Genomic DNA, 16,406 nt, shown 5'->3' on the forward strand with positions numbered 1-16,406 from the left:
TATGAGTATCGACAAGGCGGGCCGCGAGCCATTGAATGAACGTGAACGATTCTGGACATCAGTGCCATCACGAGAGAGCCAGGAGTTGAGCACCCTCCGACCCGAGATCGAGGCGTCATGGCGGCGGTGTGAAGTTATCGGCGTCTCGGCCGGCGATGGCGACCTTCCCTATACGCCGGACGTGGATCGTGACAGCCGGTTGAGGAGAGCCGCCGATCCGGTGATCGACAACCTCGTCCTGCACCTGCAGGACGCACCCGCGACCATCCTGCTGGCCGATTCCGCCGCTCAGATCGTCGACCGCAGGGCGGGCGACGCAGGGTTGCGAGCGCGTTTGGACCGCGCCTACGTGGCACCCGGTTTCCGCTATGCCGAGGAGGATACCGGCACCAACGGGATCGGCACCGCGTTGGAGGAGCGACGACCGTTCCAGGTCAGCGGTGGTGAGCACTTCCGTGAGGCGCTGCAGAGCCTGGCGTGCGTCGGTGTTCCTATCATCCATCCGATCACCCGCACCGTGGAGGGGATCCTCGACATCACCTCCAACCTGTCGGACTCCAACGCGCTGATGGGTGCCCTGGCGCAATCAGCCGTTCGCGAAATTCAGTCGCGCCTCTACGCCGAGTCCTCCGATCGCGAGCAACTGCTTCTCCAGTCCTTCCTGCAGGCCTCTCGACGTGGCTCCTCTGCAGTGGTGTCCTTGAATCAAGATGTCATCATGACCACTCCGATGGCCGCACAGATCGTCGACACGTCCGACCAGGCGCTCCTGTGGGATTGGGCATGCCGAATGCTGGCCGGCCGCGACGAGTTCATCGGGGAAGTCAGGCTCGCCGACAACGTCACGGTTTCCGCAACTGCACGTAGAGTCGGAGACTCCCGAACGCCGGCGGGCATCGTCATCGAGATGAGGCCACATCCCCGCGATACGAAGAAGTCGCCCGCCCGTCAATTGGTGTCGGCCTCCCCGGTCGAAAGGCGCACGGAGACTGTCAAGATTCCCGGCCGCAGTTTGTCGACGAAGCGACTGCAGACCGAACTCGAGCGACTCGCCGCGATCGACGCACCTGTGCTCGTCACCGGAGAACCCGGCGCCGGCAAGTTCTTTGCCGCGAGCGCCCTCCACCGGATGCAGGATGCCGACGGCCATTTCACCGTGTTCGACGCTGGTACCGCCTCCGTCGACCCCGACGCGTGGATTGCCGGACTGGTCAATTGGAACAAGGTCGCCGGAGCCCTCATCATCCGGCATCTCGATCTCCTGCCGGAACAACTGGTCTCCAACGTCTGCGCGATCCTCAGCGAGGCCGTCGACAATCGCGCTCACATCATTGCCACCGCCGGCGAGGGGGTCCGTCAAGGCCCCGCCGGACGACTGTGCGATCACTTCATGCGCCGCATCGAGATCGATCCACTGCGACTTCGGTCCGAAGATATCGCCGACATCAGTGTCGCCTTACTACGTAAGCACTCTCCGGACCGCAACGGCCTGCGACTGCAACCCACTGCTCTGCAGCTGCTGGTCGCGCGGGACTGGCCGGGAAACGTCAGAGAGCTCGAATCGGTTCTGGCGTCCTCGCTCCTGCGGTCGATGGGCTCCGACATCGGAGTGCAGCATCTGCCCGACGGATACCGCGACGGTGATCTACGCCGCCGAAATGCCTCGACCTCACTCGAATTGGCGGAGCGTGACGCGTTGCTCAGGGCACTCGTCGAGACCGACGGCAACAAACTACTGGCTGCGCAACGCCTGGGGGTAGCTCGCTCCACCCTCTACCGCAAAATGCGCGCCCTGGGAATCGACGGAAGCCGGTTCCTTCCGCAGTAGTGCCAATCGATGACGGGACCGTGCCGATCGAGACAGAGCGTCAATCACCGGCTCGCGCCCAGGCCTCGAGCATGCGCCTCGCAATCGAGACTGCGCCGGGCAACAACACGTGCGTATCCGCCGAGCTCGTCCAATCCCCTGCAGCCAGAGCCTCCCGTACCTCCGCGCGGGTGCACCAGAGAGCTTCGCCGATCTCGCCATCCATGAAGACGAGCTCGTCTCGAGGATCGGCCGTGGCATGGAATCCGAGCATGAGGGAGCGTGGGAAGGGCCAGGGCTGACTTCCGACGTAGACCACGTCGGAGACGACGAGACCAACCTCCTCCGCAACTTCCCGCGCCACACAGCTTTCCAGAGACTCACCCGCCTCGACGAAGCCCGCCAGCGTCGAGAAGTTCCGTGCCGGCCAGTTCGCCTGACGCGCCAGCAGTACTCGGTCCGCCCCGTCGTGCACCAGACAAATGATCGCCGGATCGGTACGCGGATATTCCTCCCGGCCGCACGTCGTGCACACGCGCATCCAACCACCCGAGGTGATCGTTGTCGGCGCCCCATCCCTCGCGCAGAAATGGGCGTCGTCCTGCCACGTCAGCAATGCCAACGCTGTGACATACCGGTCGGCGTCAGCAGCATCGAGGAGTGCTCCGTGTGAGCGCAGGTCACCGAGCTCGACCTCGGTTCCCGCAGAGGAATTGTCAGCGAGGAACTCGTCCCGCACCGCCCACTCGTGAACCGTGCCACAGACGCCGAGCAGCACGGCGCGCGCGGGAGGCTCGGAGTAGAGGTCGGCGGCCGGTTCCAGCCTCAGTTGTCTGTCGACAAGCCGGACCTGACCGCGACCGTTCACGCGAAGTATTCGGGCATCCGGCCACGCCTCCACCCACGCAGCCGCGTCGTCACGTACCGAGACGGGACGGCTCAGGGCACCACGTGACGGGGTCTGCCCGGTGTGTTCGACACTCACCACTGGATCACAACTTTCGGAAACGAGCGATACTGTCGACCGGACCGTCGTTCGACGAACGACGGTCCGGTCGCGTCTATCGCGAGGCGAATTCGATCTGAACGGACGAATACGATTCGGCCATCACCGAGATGAATTCCTGGACGAGGCGCACATGATCGGGATGTGCCAGGTATGTGCGAAAGTCGGGAACGTCTTCGAAGGTCGCGGAGATTGCGTAATCGCCGCTGCCGGGCTTGAGGGCCAGATCCCTTCCGTAACGGTATTCCACGACCTCCGGAATCTTCTCCGAGACTGCGCTCAGAGCTTCGTGAAAGGACTCGATGTGCTCGTCACTGATGTCCTGCTTCCATTTGAATGTCACAACGTGATTCAACATGGTGAGAATCCTCCCTGGATTCGCGATTCGAACGTGGCATGGTCGGAACCCGGATTGCGTTCCCGGTCAGATCACTACAGAGATTGCTCCGACAACGCCACCGTCTCCGGAGCGTTCTCCACCATGGGGTAGTGCCCGGCATTGCCCTGAATGGTCTTCAGGTTCCCGTTCTTCAAGGCCGCCAACGTGTCCCCGAGGTACTCGGCGGTGACGAACGGGTCGCTCTCACCCACGATCAGGGTGGTAGGCCCTTCGTAGGTGCCCATCCGGTCGAGGAAGTCGGGACTGGTCCAGTTCTTCAGGTAGGACTCCCAGGTTGCCTGGTCCATCGTCGAGCGGTTGCGGTCGACGAGGTTCTTCAGATCTGTCTCGTCGATGTGTGGTGCCAGTGCGCCACGGATGGCCGCACCCGGGTCTGCCCAGGCCCCGGCGAAGGACCCGTAGGCCGCTTCGTCGAGAGGGGTACCTGCCGGGGAGACGGGCGTCAGTGCGACGACCGAGGTCACGCGTTCTGGTGCGAGGGTCGCCACCCGAAGCGCTGTGGTGCCCCCCATCGAATGTCCGAGAACGGAAAAGGTCGACCATCCGAGCTGATCGGCGGCGTCGAGTGCGACCGCGGCCATCCCGTCGATTCCGTCGGCCGGTGCTTCGGGCCGGTTGACCCCGTATCCCGGAAAGTCGAGGTACGCGTAGGTGAAGCGGGACTGATCCGTCCGGGCGCGGGCGGTGAGCCATACGCTGCTGTCCAGCGCCCAGCCGTGCAACACCAGGATCCGATGGTCACCGCTTCCTTCGATCGCTGCAATCGCATTCACTGCCGTTCCTCTCTGTCGGCGACGCTGATATTCCAGCCGTCTGTTGATCACTCCGAATCAAACTAGAACCGCAGGGCGTCGGCGTGTCCGATTGTGAAACACACGCGCGGATGCGTGTGTGATTTTCGGACACTCCCCGCGCCGAACGCACCCGTAGGGTGGCTCCACCTGTCGGCTGAACAGACATGCTCATGACATGAAGGAGAACACCATGGCACTCGATCCTGCGGTCAAGAATTTGATAGACACTTTGAACGAGCAGGGACTGAAGTCGTTCGAGCAGATGAGCATTGCTGAAGTCCGTGGGGTCGTCGAGTCCTTCAGCGGCCTCCAGGCACCGAAGGCGGACGTCGCTCGTGTCGTCGACACGGTCTACCCCGGCCCCGGTGGCGACCAGGCAGTGCGTCTCTACATCCCGGAGTCCGAAACACCTCTGCCGATCGTGGTGTACATCCACGGCGGTGGCTGGGTCGCCGGCAGCCTCGACGTCACCGAGCAGCCATGTCGCGCGCTCGCCGCCGATGCGAAAGTCATCGTGGCTGCAGTGAGTTACCGGCTTGCTCCCGAACACAAGTTTCCTGCCGCACCCGAAGATGCGTTCGCGGCACTGAACTGGGTGGTCGAGCACGCAGCCGACTTCGGTGGCGACGGCACGCGCGTAGCCGTCATGGGTGACAGCGCCGGAGGCAACCTGGCCGCGGTCACAGCCCTCCGGGCACGCGACACCGGCGCCCCGGCACTGCGCGCTCAGGTATTGATCTATCCGGTCATCGACGGCACGGCACGATTCCCGTCGCGCGAGGAGAACGCCGAGGGGTACTTGGTCACCACGGCAGCCATCGACTGGTTCTGGGAGCAGTATCTGGCCACCCCGGAAGACGCCGAGAATCCCTACGCCTCCCCGGCCAAGGCCGCGGATTTGGCGGGGCTTCCCTCCACCCTGCTGTTGCTCAACGAATACGAGGTCACTCGGGACGAGGGCGTGGACTACGGCCGGAGGCTGGCCGACCAGGACGTCCCCGTGCAGGTCGAACTGTACGAAGGCCTTGTCCATGCCGTGTACTGGATGACCGGCGCCATTCCGCGCAGCGCTGAACTGCACGGTGCCGTCGTCGAATTCCTCGGCAAGCAGTTCGCCGGCTGACCACGGTGTCCCGGGTCGGCTGCATTACGGTCGTACGCTGCGATCGGACCAACTCCGGGCACCTTGCTCCAAGAGGGCGACCAGCCTGTCGCGCTCCTTCGTGATCACGGTGTGTGGTGCGATGACACCGACGGCGGCGACGGTCTTGCCGTTCTCACGAACCGCGATCGAGACACCGTCGCCGTCGGTCGACTCGTTGGGGGAGGCGCAGATTCCGGTCTGTTCGATCTCCGGTAGGGCAGCGAAGAACCGCTCGACAGTGTCGCGATCCTCGTCGGGCAGAGTTTGGATGTACGCCCAGAGGTCGCGCTTCTCCATCCCGGCAAGCAGTATCCAGCCGCCGGAGGTACGGATGAGCGATCGCCTCACGTAATTCTCGGCGAGGTACGCGAACCGTGGGTCGGAAGAGCAGTAGTCGACGTAGAAGATGTTCGGACCGACGGCGATCGACAGCACGGTCGTCAAGCCGGAACTCGCGTGGACGTCTTCGAGGTCGGCGTGCGTGACCGTCGAGACGGGCTGCCGCCCTGCGAGGCGGTTGAGTAGATACGGGGCACTGCCGAGCGAGTACCGTCGCTCGTGCTCCTCGAGATAACCCGTCGCAACGAGGCCGTTGACGAGACCTTGCGTCGAGCTGATCGGCGCGTCAAGCTCTTTGGCCATCCCACTCAAGGTGAGTCCGGTGCGGGATCGGGCTACGAGCTCGAGAATCGCAGCAATGCGGTCCACGGTTCGATGGCGACTGCGGCCTCGAACATTCAGGGCGTCATCTGATTGCATCACGGCACATTCTCCCTACGGGCACTGCTCCATCCGAGTGGTCACCACCTACTCTATCTTACTTATATCTGTAAAACACTCCTTTATTGCGGAAACCCGCTCAGGCTGACATAGTCCTTGAAGTGCTTCCTGTCGCAGTGAAAGAGGTTTCAGTGGAACTCACACCCGGCGCTCTTCATGGTCTGCGCGTCATCGATCTGACTACCGTGATCATGGGCCCCTTCGCCACCGCAACCCTCGCCGACATGGGCGCAGACGTCATCAAGGTCGAGAGCCTCGACGGTGACATGAGCCGAGATATAGGTGCCCGCCGCCATGAAGGTATGAGCGCTCTGACACTCAACCTTCAGCGCAACAAGCGCAGCAACGCGATCGACCTCGCCTCCGCGGAGGGCCGTGAGATCCTCGACGATCTGGTGCGCAACGCGGATGTGTTGGTGACGAATCTACGGCCGCGCTCCCGGCAGAAGTTGGGCATCACCTACGAGCGACTCTCGGAGACCCTCGTTATGCCCCATACGTCATCGCCGACAAGGTCGTCGGGCTCTACATCGTCATCGCCGTCCTCGCCGCCGCGATGGAGAAGAATCACACCGGCCTCGGCCAGGAGGTCGACGTGCCGATGGTCGACGCGATGATCGGCTTCAATCTCGTCGAGCACTTCGGTGAACTTCGGATGGGCGCGCGTGCTGACACCGGAACGAGTCCCGCACCAGACGGCGGACGGCTGGATCTGCATCATGCCGAACTCGGCGAAGAACTGGAACGACTTCTTCATCATCGCCGGCCGCGCCGATCTGGTGAACAACCCCCGCTACGCCTCGGTGAACGACCGCCACACCCACATGGGCGAACTCTCTCGGCGATCCGTGAGGCCGTCCCGAGCCGGACCACGCGGGAATGGTTGGACTTGTGTCAGACACAGGGAATTCCCGCGTCCGACCTACTCGATCTCGCCCACGCACACGCACACGCACACGCACACGCACACGAGAACGCCTACGTCCTCGACCAGGGATTGATCACCAAGCGTGAACATCCCACCGAAGGCAAGTATTACGCCACCCGCACTCCGTTCGCGATGTCGCGCACACCGATTTCGTTCAGCCGACACGCTCCCTTGCTTGGAGAGGACACCTTCACGATCCTCGAAGATCTCGGTTACTCCGCCGACCGCGTCCATGCGCTGGCCGATACATCCGTCGTGACGGCGACGTCGCCTCAGGCCACCTCCTCCTGAATGGAAGAAACATCATGACCAACCTCAGATTGGTGCCCCCGGTCTCCAGTGACCCACACGCCATGGACGACTTGCGGACCGAAGTCCGTGAGTTTCTTGCCGAGCAGCTCAGCGAAGGCAAGATCGGCCGACAGATCGACTCGTGGTTGACTGGCTGGGACGAAGACTTCACACGTGCATTGGCCGCCCGCGGATGGCTGGGCATGACCGTGCCGGCCGAGTACGGCGGCCACGATCGCCGCCACCTCGAACGGTTCGTCGTCACCGAAGAGCTGCTCGCCGCTGGCGCCCCCGTCGCCGCCCACTGGATCGCCGACCGGCAGATCGTCCCGTCGCTGCTGAAGTACGGCACCGAGGTCCAGAAGCACAAGTTCTTGCCGGCGATCACGCGCGGAGAATGCTATTTCGGTATCGGTATGAGCGAGCCGGATTCCGGATCCGACTTGGCCAGTGTGCGCACAAAGGCCACCCGAGTGGACGGAGGGTGGTCTATTACCGGAGCCAAGGTCTGGACCTCAGGTGCTCATCGCGCTGACGCGTTCATCTGCCTTGCTCGCACCGCCCAACTCGATCCGGCACATCGACACGATGGCCTCAGCCAGTTCATCGTTGATCTGCACGCCCCCGGAGTCGACATCCGGCCGATCGTGTCGATGAACGGGCAGCACCACTTCAACGAGGTCCTCCTCGACGAGGTCCTCGTCGAGGACGAGATGGTCTTCGGCACCATCGACAACGGGTGGCAGCAGGTCACCTCGGAACTCAGCTTCGAACGCAGCGGCCCGGAGCGATTCCTGTCGACGTTCGTCCTGCTCGCGAAGACCGCCGAACAGATGAAGCAGGGAACCTTGCCGCGGCATTCGAATCTGGGCCGGTATTTCGGACGGATCGCCGGTCTGCACCAGATGTCGACCGCAGTGGCGGGCGCACTCGAGCGCCACGAGCCCGCCGACACCGCCGCAGCCGTGGTCAAGGTCCTCGGGACGTCCACCGAAGGCGACATAGCCGACTTTGCCGACCTCCTCACCGATGAATCTTCGGCTACTCATTACACCTCGATGCTCGAGGACGCCATCGTCCAACGCCCGGGATTTACTCTGCGGGGCGGCACCAACGAAGTTCTGCGCGGCGTGATCGCGCGGGGATTGGGAATGCGCTGATGCACGCACCAACCACGGTCGACGCGGACCTCACCGACATGATGTCCGCGGTCTTTTCCGCTCACCGGGAACGAAACGGGCCCGAGAACGGGATGGCCACGTGCGATCCCTCCCTCTGGGCACAACTCGACGAACTGGGTCTTGTCCGGCTGACCGGCCGCGAAGAGACCGGCGGCAGCGGCGGAGGCTGGTACGAGGCCGCGGAACTCTTGCGCGCCGCGGCATCGCACAGGGTCCGGATTCCTCTCGCCGAACACGACCTGCTCGCCGGTTGGCTCCTCGAAGAAGCCGGCCTACCGATGGACAAAGCGCGCCTCACCGCATGCGTACTAGACGAGAAAGGCGTCGCCCGCGGCGTGCCGTGGGCATCCCAGGCAGACAAGATCGTCACGGTCTGGCGGAAGAACGACACGTACGTCGTCGCCGACCTCGAGTCAACCTTCTTCGACATCACCTCCGGGTCCAACCTCGCCGACGAACCCCGCGACGTCGTTTCCGCCGACACGATCGCATTGTCGGGCACCCCAGTGTCGGACGCGGCGATCCGACAACTCTTTCTGCGGGGCGCCCTCATCCGAGCGCTGCAGGTGTGTGCCGCCCTCGACCGCATCCTCGATCTCTCCGTCGCCCACACCACCGAGCGAGTGCAATTCGGACGCCCACTGGCCAGATTTCAAGCCGTTCAGAACCTGGTGGCTGACATGGCAGCGGAAGCTTCCCTCGCCCGAACAGCGACCGAAGCAGCACTGACGGAAGCGGTCCGCACGCAGTGGTCGAGTGAGAACCTCGAACTCCTCATTGCCGTCGCCCGGTCGTGTGCTGGACACGCGGCATCGGTCGTCGTCCGTAACGCCCACCAGGTGCACGGTGCGATCGGCACCACCCGCGAGCACAGGCTGCACGAATTCACCCAACCCGCCCTGGCGTGGCGCTCGGAATTCGGATCCGTCCACTACTGGGACGACACCTTGACTACCGCCGCTCTCGAAGCAGGTTGCGAGAATATCTGGGGCCTCATCACCCGCTGAAGTGCCCAGGCGCCACCAGAAGGGGCACCAGTTTCGCGAGCAGACCTGAAAGAAGAACTCCGTGGAAGCATCCAATTCGCATCCACGGAGTTCTTCGGTTTCTCGGGCACGTCACTCGCCGGTGAAGGCGGCAGTTCTCTTCTCCATGAAGGCGTTGACTGCCTCCGTGTGATCGGTCGTCTGCTGAACCAGCGCCTGCATGGCAGCGGATAATTCGAGGAGACTGTCCAGGCTTTGGTGCTGTCCCTCGCGGAGGAGCCTCTTGGCCATCCGTACCGAGTGTGGCGGATTGGCGGCCACCCGGCCGGCGAGCGCGCGAGCTTCGTCGAGCAGCTTGTCCGGCGCAACGACACTGGAGACCAATCCCCACTCGAGTGCCTTGACCGCGTCGACTCGGTCGCCCGTCAAGATCATCTCTGCCGCCCGCGCCATCCCGACGGCCTTGGGCAGCAGCCACGCGCCACCGTCACCCGGGATGATTCCCAGCTTGACGAAGCTCTCTGCAAAGAATGCCTTTCCACTGGCAATGCGGAGGTCGCACATGTGGGTGTATCTCCCCTGTCTTCACTGCGGATCGATCGTTCGACTGGTGCCCGACCGGCACGCAAACGAACTCGGTGGCGCGGTCCAGACCCGTGTAGAGCGCTGCCGACGGGCACGTTCACCTCTTGCCGCCGAGAGCCTTCGCGTTGATACACACGCGGCGCGGGCGGAATTCAGGCGAGGCACAACTTGGGGCGCAGCCACTGGGCAATCCGGCTCAACGCTTGATCCGCTTCGGGTGCCCGTCCCGCGTTGAAGTGAAATACATGCTGTTGCTCATCGGCCACGTCGAGCACGACCTCGCCGCTCACCTTCTCGATCAATTCGGCCAACCGACGTGAGTCGTCCAGCAGCGTCTCATAGCCTCCGACCGATACGTACACCGGAGGGAAGTCGGTGAAGTCGTTGAGCAGTGGGTTCGCGCGCGGGTCCGTTGCATCTGCGGGTTCGGCGAGGAACATCTCCCGCATCATTTCCAGAACCGGCCTCTTGGCCAATACGTCGACCGCGTCGTTCGATTCGACCGTCAACCCCTTGATCTCCATATCGAGCCACGGCGAGAGCGTGATGACGGCAGCAGGAGTGGGTAGTTCCAAGCTCGCGAGTTCGAACGCTGTCGAGATCGCGAGATTGGCACCCGCCGAGTCGCCGACAGTCGCCGTGTACTCCGCCTTGTAACCCTGCGTGCGGAGCCACTTGTGGACGGCCATGCAGTCTTCGAGTTGGGCCGGGTGCTTGTACTCCGGCGCGAGCCGATAGTCCACGATCAGGGCGTGAACACCCGCCAGTTTGGCGAGGTGTGCTGCGAGCTTGCGGTGTGAGAACCGTGAACCTGTCACGAACCCGCCACCGTGGGTGAAGACGATCACGCGGTCCTCGGCGGCCCCCAAAGGCTTCGCCCACGTTGCCGGCACACCGTTGGCTGTCACTTCCTCATAGGTGACGTCGATGGGTTCGATGGTCGGAAGATGCCACTCTTCGAACATATCTCGCTGACTGGCGAGGTCCATTCCTTCGGACCGGGTAAGCCACGAAGCGTACAGGTCGTTGAGGAACAGGGATTCTTTGCTCACGGACATGTGTTGTTCACTTTCATCACTACTCGAGGGAGGCAAATTGACTGCTCAGGAAAGCGTGAAGCCCTTGTATCCCGCACACACGGTCTCGTCCCACTTGGCCAGGTAGAGGGGAAGACCACCGGGGTAGTTCAGCAACTGCCGCGGCTTACCCGGGACGTTGGCACCCATGTACCAGGAGTCGGCTTTGTCGTAGAGCGCCTCGGCCGTCAGCTCGGCGACGTGATCGGACCAGGCAGCATCCGCGTCCGCCTCGGACTCGATACGGTTCAATCCGTTGTCCCGCATGTAGTCGATGGTGTTGACGATGAGGTCACCTTGGATCTCGGCGCAGCTGGGCCCGTTGCAGAAGCCCGACGGGCTCAGTGGTCCGTAGAGGAACAGCAGGTTGGGGAATCCTGCCGTTGCGACCCCGAGGTTTGCCCGCACACCATTCGACCACTTGTCCCGGAGCAATGTACCGTCGGTGCCGCGAATGTCCATGGCGGTCAGGCCACCGGTGACGGCGTCGAAGCCCGTTGCATAGACGATGATGTCGAACTCGTGCTCTTCCGATGTGGTCTTCAGCCCGGTGGGCGTGATCGTCTCGATCGGGTCCTCGTGCAGATCGACGAGGCGCACGTTGTCCTGGTTGAAGATGTCGTAGTACGTCTGCTCCAGCGAGGGACGCTTCACGCCGAAGGGGTACGCCTTCTTCGTCGGCGCCAGCTTCTCGGCGATGACCGGGTCCTTGATCCGGGCACGCGTCCGGTCACGCCAGAACTCGTAGGCCGTGTCGTTTGCGTCATCATCGACGAAGACGTCTTGGTAGGTTCCGAGCCAGAACTCGAAACCGCACTCCCACAGTCGCTCATAAGTGGTGATTCGCTCCTCATCGCTCACTCCGAGGGCTGACTTGGGTATGAAGTCGAAGTCGAAGCCGGAGAATGACGCCGAACGACGACTGAATCTGTCCGCCAGATCGAACTTGATCTTCGCGTTGTCCTCGTCGGTGAGCTGGCGCTGTCGCATCGGGAGCGCCTGAACGGGGGTGCGCTGGAAGACGGTCAGCTGTGCGGCCTTCTTCGACGCCTCCTGAGCGACCTGCACACCGCTGGCGCCGGTACCGATGATGGCGATTCGCTTTCCTGCGAATTCGATTCCGCCTTCGGGCCACAGACCGGTGTGGTGGTTGATCCCTGTGAAGCTGTCCATTCCCGGGAGCTTCGGGAAGATCGGCTTTGCCGCGAATCCGGTGCACAGAACGAAGTACTTGCAGACGAAACTGCTTCCGTTCTCTGCGGTCACGGTCCAAGTGTTCGCCGTATCGTCGAACTCGGCGGAAATGATTCGGGTGTTGTAGTAGATGTCCTTGCTCAGATCGAGCTTCGTGTCGACGTACTTGAAGTAGCGGCGCAGTTCGTCACCTCCGGGATAGAGCTCGGAGAACGCGAATTCATCCCATAGGTCGGGGCGCGTGAACTGGTAGATGGGACCTTCGCTGTCCACTCGGGCACCCGGGTAGCGGTTCCAGTGCCAGATTCCGCCCAGACCCTCACCTGCCTCGACTACTTTCACCGAATAGCCTCGACTCCGCAGATTTTCGAGCTGGTACAATCCGGCGAATCCGGCTCCTACAACGAGAACGTCGAGTACTTCGGTCACTGCTGGTGCGGCAGTGCTCATGTTGGCCTCCTCTTGATGCCAAGGGCTACTTCGGGGTTTGTCGATTGCGCTCTGTGCCGCAGAAAGTGAAGAGCTGATTGCGGGAAAGCTCGTCCGGTGCAGCTTCTAGGTCCAGCGGACATACGCAGTCTTGGTGGTTGTGAAGAAAGTACGTGCGGCCTTGCCCTGTTCTCTGCTCATGCTGCTCGAGCCTTTGAGGCCACCGAACGGCACATGTGGCTCGACACTGCTCGTCTCGCGATTGACATGCACCAACCCCGATTGTGTGCGCCGGATGAAGGTCATCGCCGTCGCAATGTCTCTAGTGAACACTCCAGAGGACAGGCCGTAGTCCGTGTCGTTCGCGGCCTTCAGCGCACCGTCGAATCCATCGACCTCCTGCACGGTCACGACTGGCCCGAAGACCTCCTCCCTGACGAGCCTGCTCGTCTCCGACACCCCGGCCAGGACTGTTGGTGCGATATAGCAAGTGTCGGAATCGAACTCCCTACCCGTAAGGAACTCGGCGTTCTCTTCGCGGGCGAGTCGCAGGTATCCGGCCACCGTGTCACGTTGCTCCACCGAGGCAAGGGGCCCGATGTCGGTGGCTTCGTCGTACGGATCACCGACGACGAGCGCGTCAGCGTGCTTCACCAGCAGTTCTCGTAGTCTGGGAGCGACGGCGCGGTCCACGTAGACCCGGCTCGTCGCTGTGCAGCGTTGTCCCGTGTGGAGCATCGCGCTCTTCACGATCTGTAGCGCTGCATCCTCGACATCGGCGTCGGCGAGAACAATGGACGGGTTCTTGCCACCCAGCTCGAGCTGGACCTTGACATTGCGATCGGCGACAGCCTGACGTAGTCGAGACCCGATTGCACCCGAACCGGTGAATGTCAAGGCTGCGAGTCGCGCGTTCCCGGTGAGTGCCGCCGAAAGCTTTCTACCGCTGCCCGTCACCAGATTGAGGACCCCCGCGGGCAACCCGGCTTCTGCGAGGATCCGCGTCAGAAACACTGCGGATCCGCAGGCCGGTTCTGCAGGCTTCCAGACAACTGCGTTCCCGAAACCTATTGCCGCCGCGATTTTCCATGCCGGAAGCGCGAAGGGAAAGTTCCACGGTGTGATTGCACAGACGACGCCGAGCGGCTCCTCTACCGTCATCAGCATCGTGTGTGGATCAGCACTGGGGTACGTCTCTCCACTGGGCTGCAGGATCTCACCGGCGTAGTAGCGGAGAATGGCGACACTTCGCAGAACCTCGGCGCGTGCGTCGCGGATCGCCTTCCCCATGTCCGCGGTGATCGTCAGGGCAGCGTCATGAACGCGGCTTTCCAAGAGGTCAGCGGCAGAACGAAGAAAGTCCGACCGCTCAATCGCTGTCGTCTCGGACCACGCTGGTTGAGCACGGCCGGCGGCCGCATACGCACTCTCGACATTGCCGGGAGTCGCCGAAGCGTAGATTCCCGTCACGCGGCGGAGATCAGAGGGATCTACACGCTCGAAAGTGTCGGTGGTGGTACTCCATCGACCTGCGATGTACAACGTTCTCCCGTCAGCGATTGACGGCAACGCTGGGTGGTCCACGTTTATGGACATCTTTGTTCCCCGATCTGTGTAGGCGCAGAAATGGTTGGAAGTTCACCACCCGGCGCGGACTTGAATTGCCGAATCACCCTTCCGCGCAACGCGGCAGGCGTGCCAGTACGAAAATCTTCTCGACTACTCTGTAGTCTGTAGTTTCACCGCGGGCGGGCCGATGTCGGACTTTCCGTGCTCAGTGCAGTAGAGCGACGGTAGTCAAAATAACTGGGACAATCGCTCACTTGTCCCCAAACGACCTGCACTCAACACTTTTTGAAGAATCGCAGGCATCACAACTCGCTGCTGCCTGGCGCTTCTAGCCGGCACCCGGACTGGCGTCGTCCGCCCAGCGACTCGACCTTCTCGACATCCGCTCCCAGTTCGCAAATCTACTGTGGCGTAAGGAGGGCGTCGGATCGTGTGAGGACGATAGCTAGTGGACCGTCCAACGCCTCGGCCACCTTACAAACCGATCCAGCAATGACTACCCCAAGTGACCTGGAACACCTTGCGGGCAAGCATGACACCCGAATCCTGAAAACACAATAATTTACTTATATAAGCAATATGCGCTTTTGTCGAGCGAAGTAGAGCCGCGACGAGACCTGGCGAGATCGAGGAGGTGGGCAGTATAGATGGTCGATCTCGCCGCCCCAATTTTGGAGTCGACGGCTTTGACCGGCGCCGAATAGACCTGTCCAACAGGGCAAATAAACTGAGCGGTCGCTGAGTTCCACACTGATTCCGGTGAATGGTCGAATCGGGCTCCACGGCATAGACGAGCGATCTCGCCGGCACACCTGAGCTCCACTCACGACCTGCGTAACATACTCATGGGAAAGTCACGTCCAATCTGTTTTGCCCGCAAAGACTTCAAACCCGGCCTTCGTAAGCAGGCGTGACCGTCGCCCCGGTCCCGACGTCATTTGTTGAGCGAGACGGCTACGGGTTGGTAGCTGTGACTGTGGATGGAACTACAGCACGGGTCGAGAGCGTAAGTAGAGTGCCATCTTTCGCGCCGCACAGGCGCGCGATGCGTGGGCGAAGAAATCGCAGATTCGGGCGCTGGGCCGGACCGCACCGATCCTGTCGATGCGGATCGGCTCGCTCGGGCAGCGCACCCACGACTACGCCCGGCACGGCACCTCCACCCTGTTCGCCGCCCCGGATATCGCCACCGGCAAGGTTACCGGGCTGCGCAAACCGCGACATCGCCATCAGGAGTTCCTTCTCTTCCTCAAACACCTCGCCCGCGCCGAAGGCCGAAGTCCGGGCGTGGCTGGCGAAAATCCTCGTATTCATGTGTATTTCACGCCCAAGTCATCTCATGGATGAACCTTGCGGAGGTGTGGTTCAGAAGATTCGAACAGCAGGCCATCCACCGCGGACCTTCGGCTCCGTGAAGGGGCCTGACCACCAAGATCCGCGCCTTGATCAACGGATGGAACGCCCGCTGTGGGCCGTTCGTCTGAACCAACACCGCCAACCAAGTTCTTACCATGGCAAAGCGTAAAGATACTTCAACCACGAGCCCCTAGGGACTGAGCGTGCCGCAGTGTCGTTAGATGCCGACGAGAGGGCCGATGACTGGATTCCATTGGTAAATGTGCTGCTCTACGACGACGCCCCGCTTGACGTAAGGATCCTCCGCAAGCAGGGAACGCAAGGCGTCCTCGCTGACCGCTTGGAACACCAGTAGGGCTCCGGCGCCGTCGGCCCAGGCGCCGGCCTCCTGCAGCACGCCTCGGGCAGCGGCATCCTTGACGAAAATCAGGTGTTCGGCATGCGCGGCCTCTTTGACCGAGGCATCGGTGGTATACGACCAGATCACTGCGAACAAGGCCATGGTTACTCCTCAAGCGGGGGGATGGGACATGAAACGGCTCCGACTATGCACATGGAGTGCGCACCTGAGAAGGGTAGAAGTACGGATGAGATGACTCGTGTCCCATTTCGCAACACTGGTTGCTCCATGAAGATGGTGTAGGAAACGGAGTCGGATCTGACCATCGTGTCGTAACCCAATGAAGGCAGCATCGCGTGACTCCTCGTAAGACCTACCAAAGTCACTCGAGGAAGGACCACGCGATGGCCGATGTCCACGTTATCGACTTGCACCAATTCCTGACCGATCGCCTCACCGACGCCAGCCCTGATCTGCTGCGGAGTTTGTTGTCCCACGTTCATCGACGCGGGCGGGGTCACCACCGAACACGGCCGGGTC

17 protein-coding genes and 1 pseudogene are annotated in these 16,406 nt (G+C 62.2%); 7 read left to right on the forward strand and 11 right to left on the reverse strand.

Features of this window, described 5'->3' with window-relative positions:
* The first annotated feature begins 181 nt into the window (after window positions 1-181).
* Window positions 182-1,828 carry a sigma-54-dependent Fis family transcriptional regulator gene (locus JVH1_RS02695; protein WP_371112932.1) on the forward strand — a complete coding sequence of 549 codons (1,647 nt, stop codon included), beginning with the start codon at window positions 182-184 and terminating at the stop codon, window positions 1,826-1,828.
* A gap of 40 nt (window positions 1,829-1,868) precedes the next feature.
* Here JVH1_RS02695 and nudC read toward each other — a convergent pair whose 3' ends face one another.
* The 3 genes from nudC to JVH1_RS02710 form a co-directional block, all read right to left on the reverse strand.
* Window positions 1,869-2,795, reverse strand: coding sequence for an NAD(+) diphosphatase (nudC, locus tag JVH1_RS02700; protein ID WP_009479908.1), 927 nt, complete (start codon window positions 2,793-2,795; stop codon window positions 1,869-1,871).
* Window positions 2,796-2,868: 73 nt separating this feature from the next.
* Window positions 2,869-3,171, reverse strand: coding sequence for a Dabb family protein (locus tag JVH1_RS02705; protein ID WP_005568216.1), 303 nt, complete (start codon window positions 3,169-3,171; stop codon window positions 2,869-2,871).
* A 74-nt stretch (window positions 3,172-3,245) separates the two neighbouring features.
* The gene (locus tag JVH1_RS02710) at window positions 3,246-3,986 is read right to left on the reverse strand and encodes an alpha/beta fold hydrolase (RefSeq protein ID WP_009479907.1); all 741 of its coding nucleotides are present in this window, start codon (window positions 3,984-3,986) and stop codon (window positions 3,246-3,248) included.
* Window positions 3,987-4,197: 211 nt separating this feature from the next.
* Between JVH1_RS02710 and JVH1_RS02715 the strand changes: the two genes are divergently transcribed.
* The gene (locus tag JVH1_RS02715) at window positions 4,198-5,130 is read left to right on the forward strand and encodes an alpha/beta hydrolase (RefSeq protein ID WP_009479906.1); all 933 of its coding nucleotides are present in this window, start codon (window positions 4,198-4,200) and stop codon (window positions 5,128-5,130) included.
* Between the two features lie 24 nt (window positions 5,131-5,154).
* Here the strand turns inward: JVH1_RS02715 and JVH1_RS02720 are convergent, their stop codons facing one another.
* The 3 genes from JVH1_RS02720 to JVH1_RS02730 form a co-directional block, all read right to left on the reverse strand.
* The gene (locus JVH1_RS02720; RefSeq protein WP_011598510.1) at window positions 5,155-5,910 is read right to left on the reverse strand and encodes an IclR family transcriptional regulator; all 756 of its coding nucleotides are present in this window, start codon (window positions 5,908-5,910) and stop codon (window positions 5,155-5,157) included.
* A 149-nt stretch (window positions 5,911-6,059) separates the two neighbouring features.
* Entirely contained in the window at window positions 6,060-6,227 is a 168-nt protein-coding gene (locus JVH1_RS02725; RefSeq protein WP_371112933.1) for a hypothetical protein, read from the reverse strand.
* A 164-nt stretch (window positions 6,228-6,391) separates the two neighbouring features.
* A complete protein-coding gene (locus tag JVH1_RS02730) occupies window positions 6,392-6,691 on the reverse strand; it encodes a hypothetical protein (RefSeq protein ID WP_237735317.1) in 300 nt (99 codons plus the stop codon).
* Between JVH1_RS02730 and JVH1_RS02735 the strand changes: the two genes are divergently transcribed.
* Genes JVH1_RS02735 through JVH1_RS02750 form a run of 4 tightly spaced genes read left to right on the forward strand, consistent with a single transcriptional unit; the run spans window position 6,651 to window position 9,338 of the window.
* Entirely contained in the window at window positions 6,651-6,932 is a 282-nt protein-coding gene (locus JVH1_RS02735) for a hypothetical protein (protein ID WP_237735312.1), read from the forward strand. The two genes, JVH1_RS02730 and JVH1_RS02735, sit on opposite strands and share 41 nt — an antisense overlap.
* Entirely contained in the window at window positions 6,821-7,150 is a 330-nt protein-coding gene (locus JVH1_RS02740) for a CoA transferase (protein ID WP_237735316.1), read from the forward strand. Before JVH1_RS02735 ends, JVH1_RS02740 begins: the two co-directional genes overlap by 112 nt.
* A 14-nt stretch (window positions 7,151-7,164) precedes the next feature.
* Window positions 7,165-8,310 carry an acyl-CoA dehydrogenase family protein gene (locus tag JVH1_RS02745; RefSeq protein WP_009479902.1) on the forward strand — a complete coding sequence of 382 codons (1,146 nt, stop codon included), beginning with the start codon at window positions 7,165-7,167 and terminating at the stop codon, window positions 8,308-8,310.
* Entirely contained in the window at window positions 8,310-9,338 is a 1,029-nt protein-coding gene (locus tag JVH1_RS02750; protein ID WP_009479901.1) for an acyl-CoA dehydrogenase family protein, read from the forward strand. The genes JVH1_RS02745 and JVH1_RS02750 overlap by 1 nt, the downstream gene beginning before the upstream one ends.
* Window positions 9,339-9,449: 111 nt before the next feature.
* On the opposite strand, the pseudogene JVH1_RS02755 reads toward JVH1_RS02750, so the two are convergent.
* The 4 genes and pseudogenes from JVH1_RS02755 to JVH1_RS02770 form a co-directional block, all read right to left on the reverse strand.
* Window positions 9,450-9,881 (reverse strand): annotated as a pseudogene (locus JVH1_RS02755) (enoyl-CoA hydratase-related protein); the annotation flags it as partial.
* 173 nt (window positions 9,882-10,054) lie between these two features.
* A complete protein-coding gene (locus JVH1_RS02760; RefSeq protein WP_009479899.1) occupies window positions 10,055-10,960 on the reverse strand; it encodes an alpha/beta hydrolase in 906 nt (301 codons plus the stop codon).
* 45 nt (window positions 10,961-11,005) lie between these two features.
* The gene (locus tag JVH1_RS02765) at window positions 11,006-12,622 is read right to left on the reverse strand and encodes an NAD(P)/FAD-dependent oxidoreductase (RefSeq protein WP_009479898.1); all 1,617 of its coding nucleotides are present in this window, start codon (window positions 12,620-12,622) and stop codon (window positions 11,006-11,008) included.
* A gap of 105 nt (window positions 12,623-12,727) precedes the next feature.
* On the reverse strand, window positions 12,728-14,197 hold the full coding sequence (locus tag JVH1_RS02770) for an aldehyde dehydrogenase family protein (protein WP_043782403.1): 1,470 nt from the start codon (window positions 14,195-14,197) through the stop codon (window positions 12,728-12,730).
* Window positions 14,198-15,274: 1,077 nt separating this feature from the next.
* Between JVH1_RS02770 and JVH1_RS02775 the strand changes: the two genes are divergently transcribed.
* A complete protein-coding gene (locus tag JVH1_RS02775) occupies window positions 15,275-15,517 on the forward strand; it encodes a transposase (protein WP_009479896.1) in 243 nt (80 codons plus the stop codon).
* Between the two features lie 226 nt (window positions 15,518-15,743).
* Here the strand turns inward: JVH1_RS02775 and JVH1_RS02780 are convergent, their stop codons facing one another.
* Window positions 15,744-16,028 (reverse strand): YciI family protein, encoded by a 285-nt coding sequence (locus JVH1_RS02780; protein WP_009479895.1) that lies wholly within the window; start codon window positions 16,026-16,028, stop codon window positions 15,744-15,746.
* Between the last annotated feature and the right edge of the window lie 378 nt (window positions 16,029-16,406).

Source organism: Rhodococcus sp. JVH1, assembly GCF_000280725.2.
In the GTDB taxonomy this organism is placed as follows: Bacteria; Actinomycetota; Actinomycetes; order Mycobacteriales; family Mycobacteriaceae; genus Rhodococcus_F; species Rhodococcus_F jostii_A.

Excerpts from the sequence above, each read along its gene's own strand:
- JVH1_RS02775 (WP_009479896.1), top strand. The coding sequence starts at position 15,275 with ATGCGGATCGGCTCGCTCGGGCAGCGCACCCACGACTACGCCCGGCAC.
- JVH1_RS02760 (WP_009479899.1), bottom strand. The coding sequence starts at position 10,960 with ATGTCCGTGAGCAAAGAATCCCTGTTCCTCAACGACCTGTACGCTTCG.
- JVH1_RS02705 (WP_005568216.1), bottom strand. The coding sequence starts at position 3,171 with ATGTTGAATCACGTTGTGACATTCAAATGGAAGCAGGACATCAGTGAC.
- JVH1_RS02735 (WP_237735312.1), top strand. The coding sequence starts at position 6,651 with ATGCCGAACTCGGCGAAGAACTGGAACGACTTCTTCATCATCGCCGGC.
- JVH1_RS02725 (WP_371112933.1), bottom strand. The coding sequence starts at position 6,227 with ATGGCGGCGGGCACCTATATCTCGGCTCATGTCACCGTCGAGGCTCTC.
- JVH1_RS02745 (WP_009479902.1), top strand. The coding sequence starts at position 7,165 with ATGACCAACCTCAGATTGGTGCCCCCGGTCTCCAGTGACCCACACGCC.
- JVH1_RS02780 (WP_009479895.1), bottom strand. The coding sequence starts at position 16,028 with ATGGCCTTGTTCGCAGTGATCTGGTCGTATACCACCGATGCCTCGGTC.
- JVH1_RS02765 (WP_009479898.1), bottom strand. The coding sequence starts at position 12,622 with ATGAGCACTGCCGCACCAGCAGTGACCGAAGTACTCGACGTTCTCGTT.
- JVH1_RS02715 (WP_009479906.1), top strand. The coding sequence starts at position 4,198 with ATGGCACTCGATCCTGCGGTCAAGAATTTGATAGACACTTTGAACGAG.
- JVH1_RS02750 (WP_009479901.1), top strand. The coding sequence starts at position 8,310 with ATGCACGCACCAACCACGGTCGACGCGGACCTCACCGACATGATGTCC.
- JVH1_RS02770 (WP_043782403.1), bottom strand. The coding sequence starts at position 14,197 with ATGTCCATAAACGTGGACCACCCAGCGTTGCCGTCAATCGCTGACGGG.
- JVH1_RS02730 (WP_237735317.1), bottom strand. The coding sequence starts at position 6,691 with ATGATGAAGAAGTCGTTCCAGTTCTTCGCCGAGTTCGGCATGATGCAG.
- JVH1_RS02720 (WP_011598510.1), bottom strand. The coding sequence starts at position 5,910 with ATGCAATCAGATGACGCCCTGAATGTTCGAGGCCGCAGTCGCCATCGA.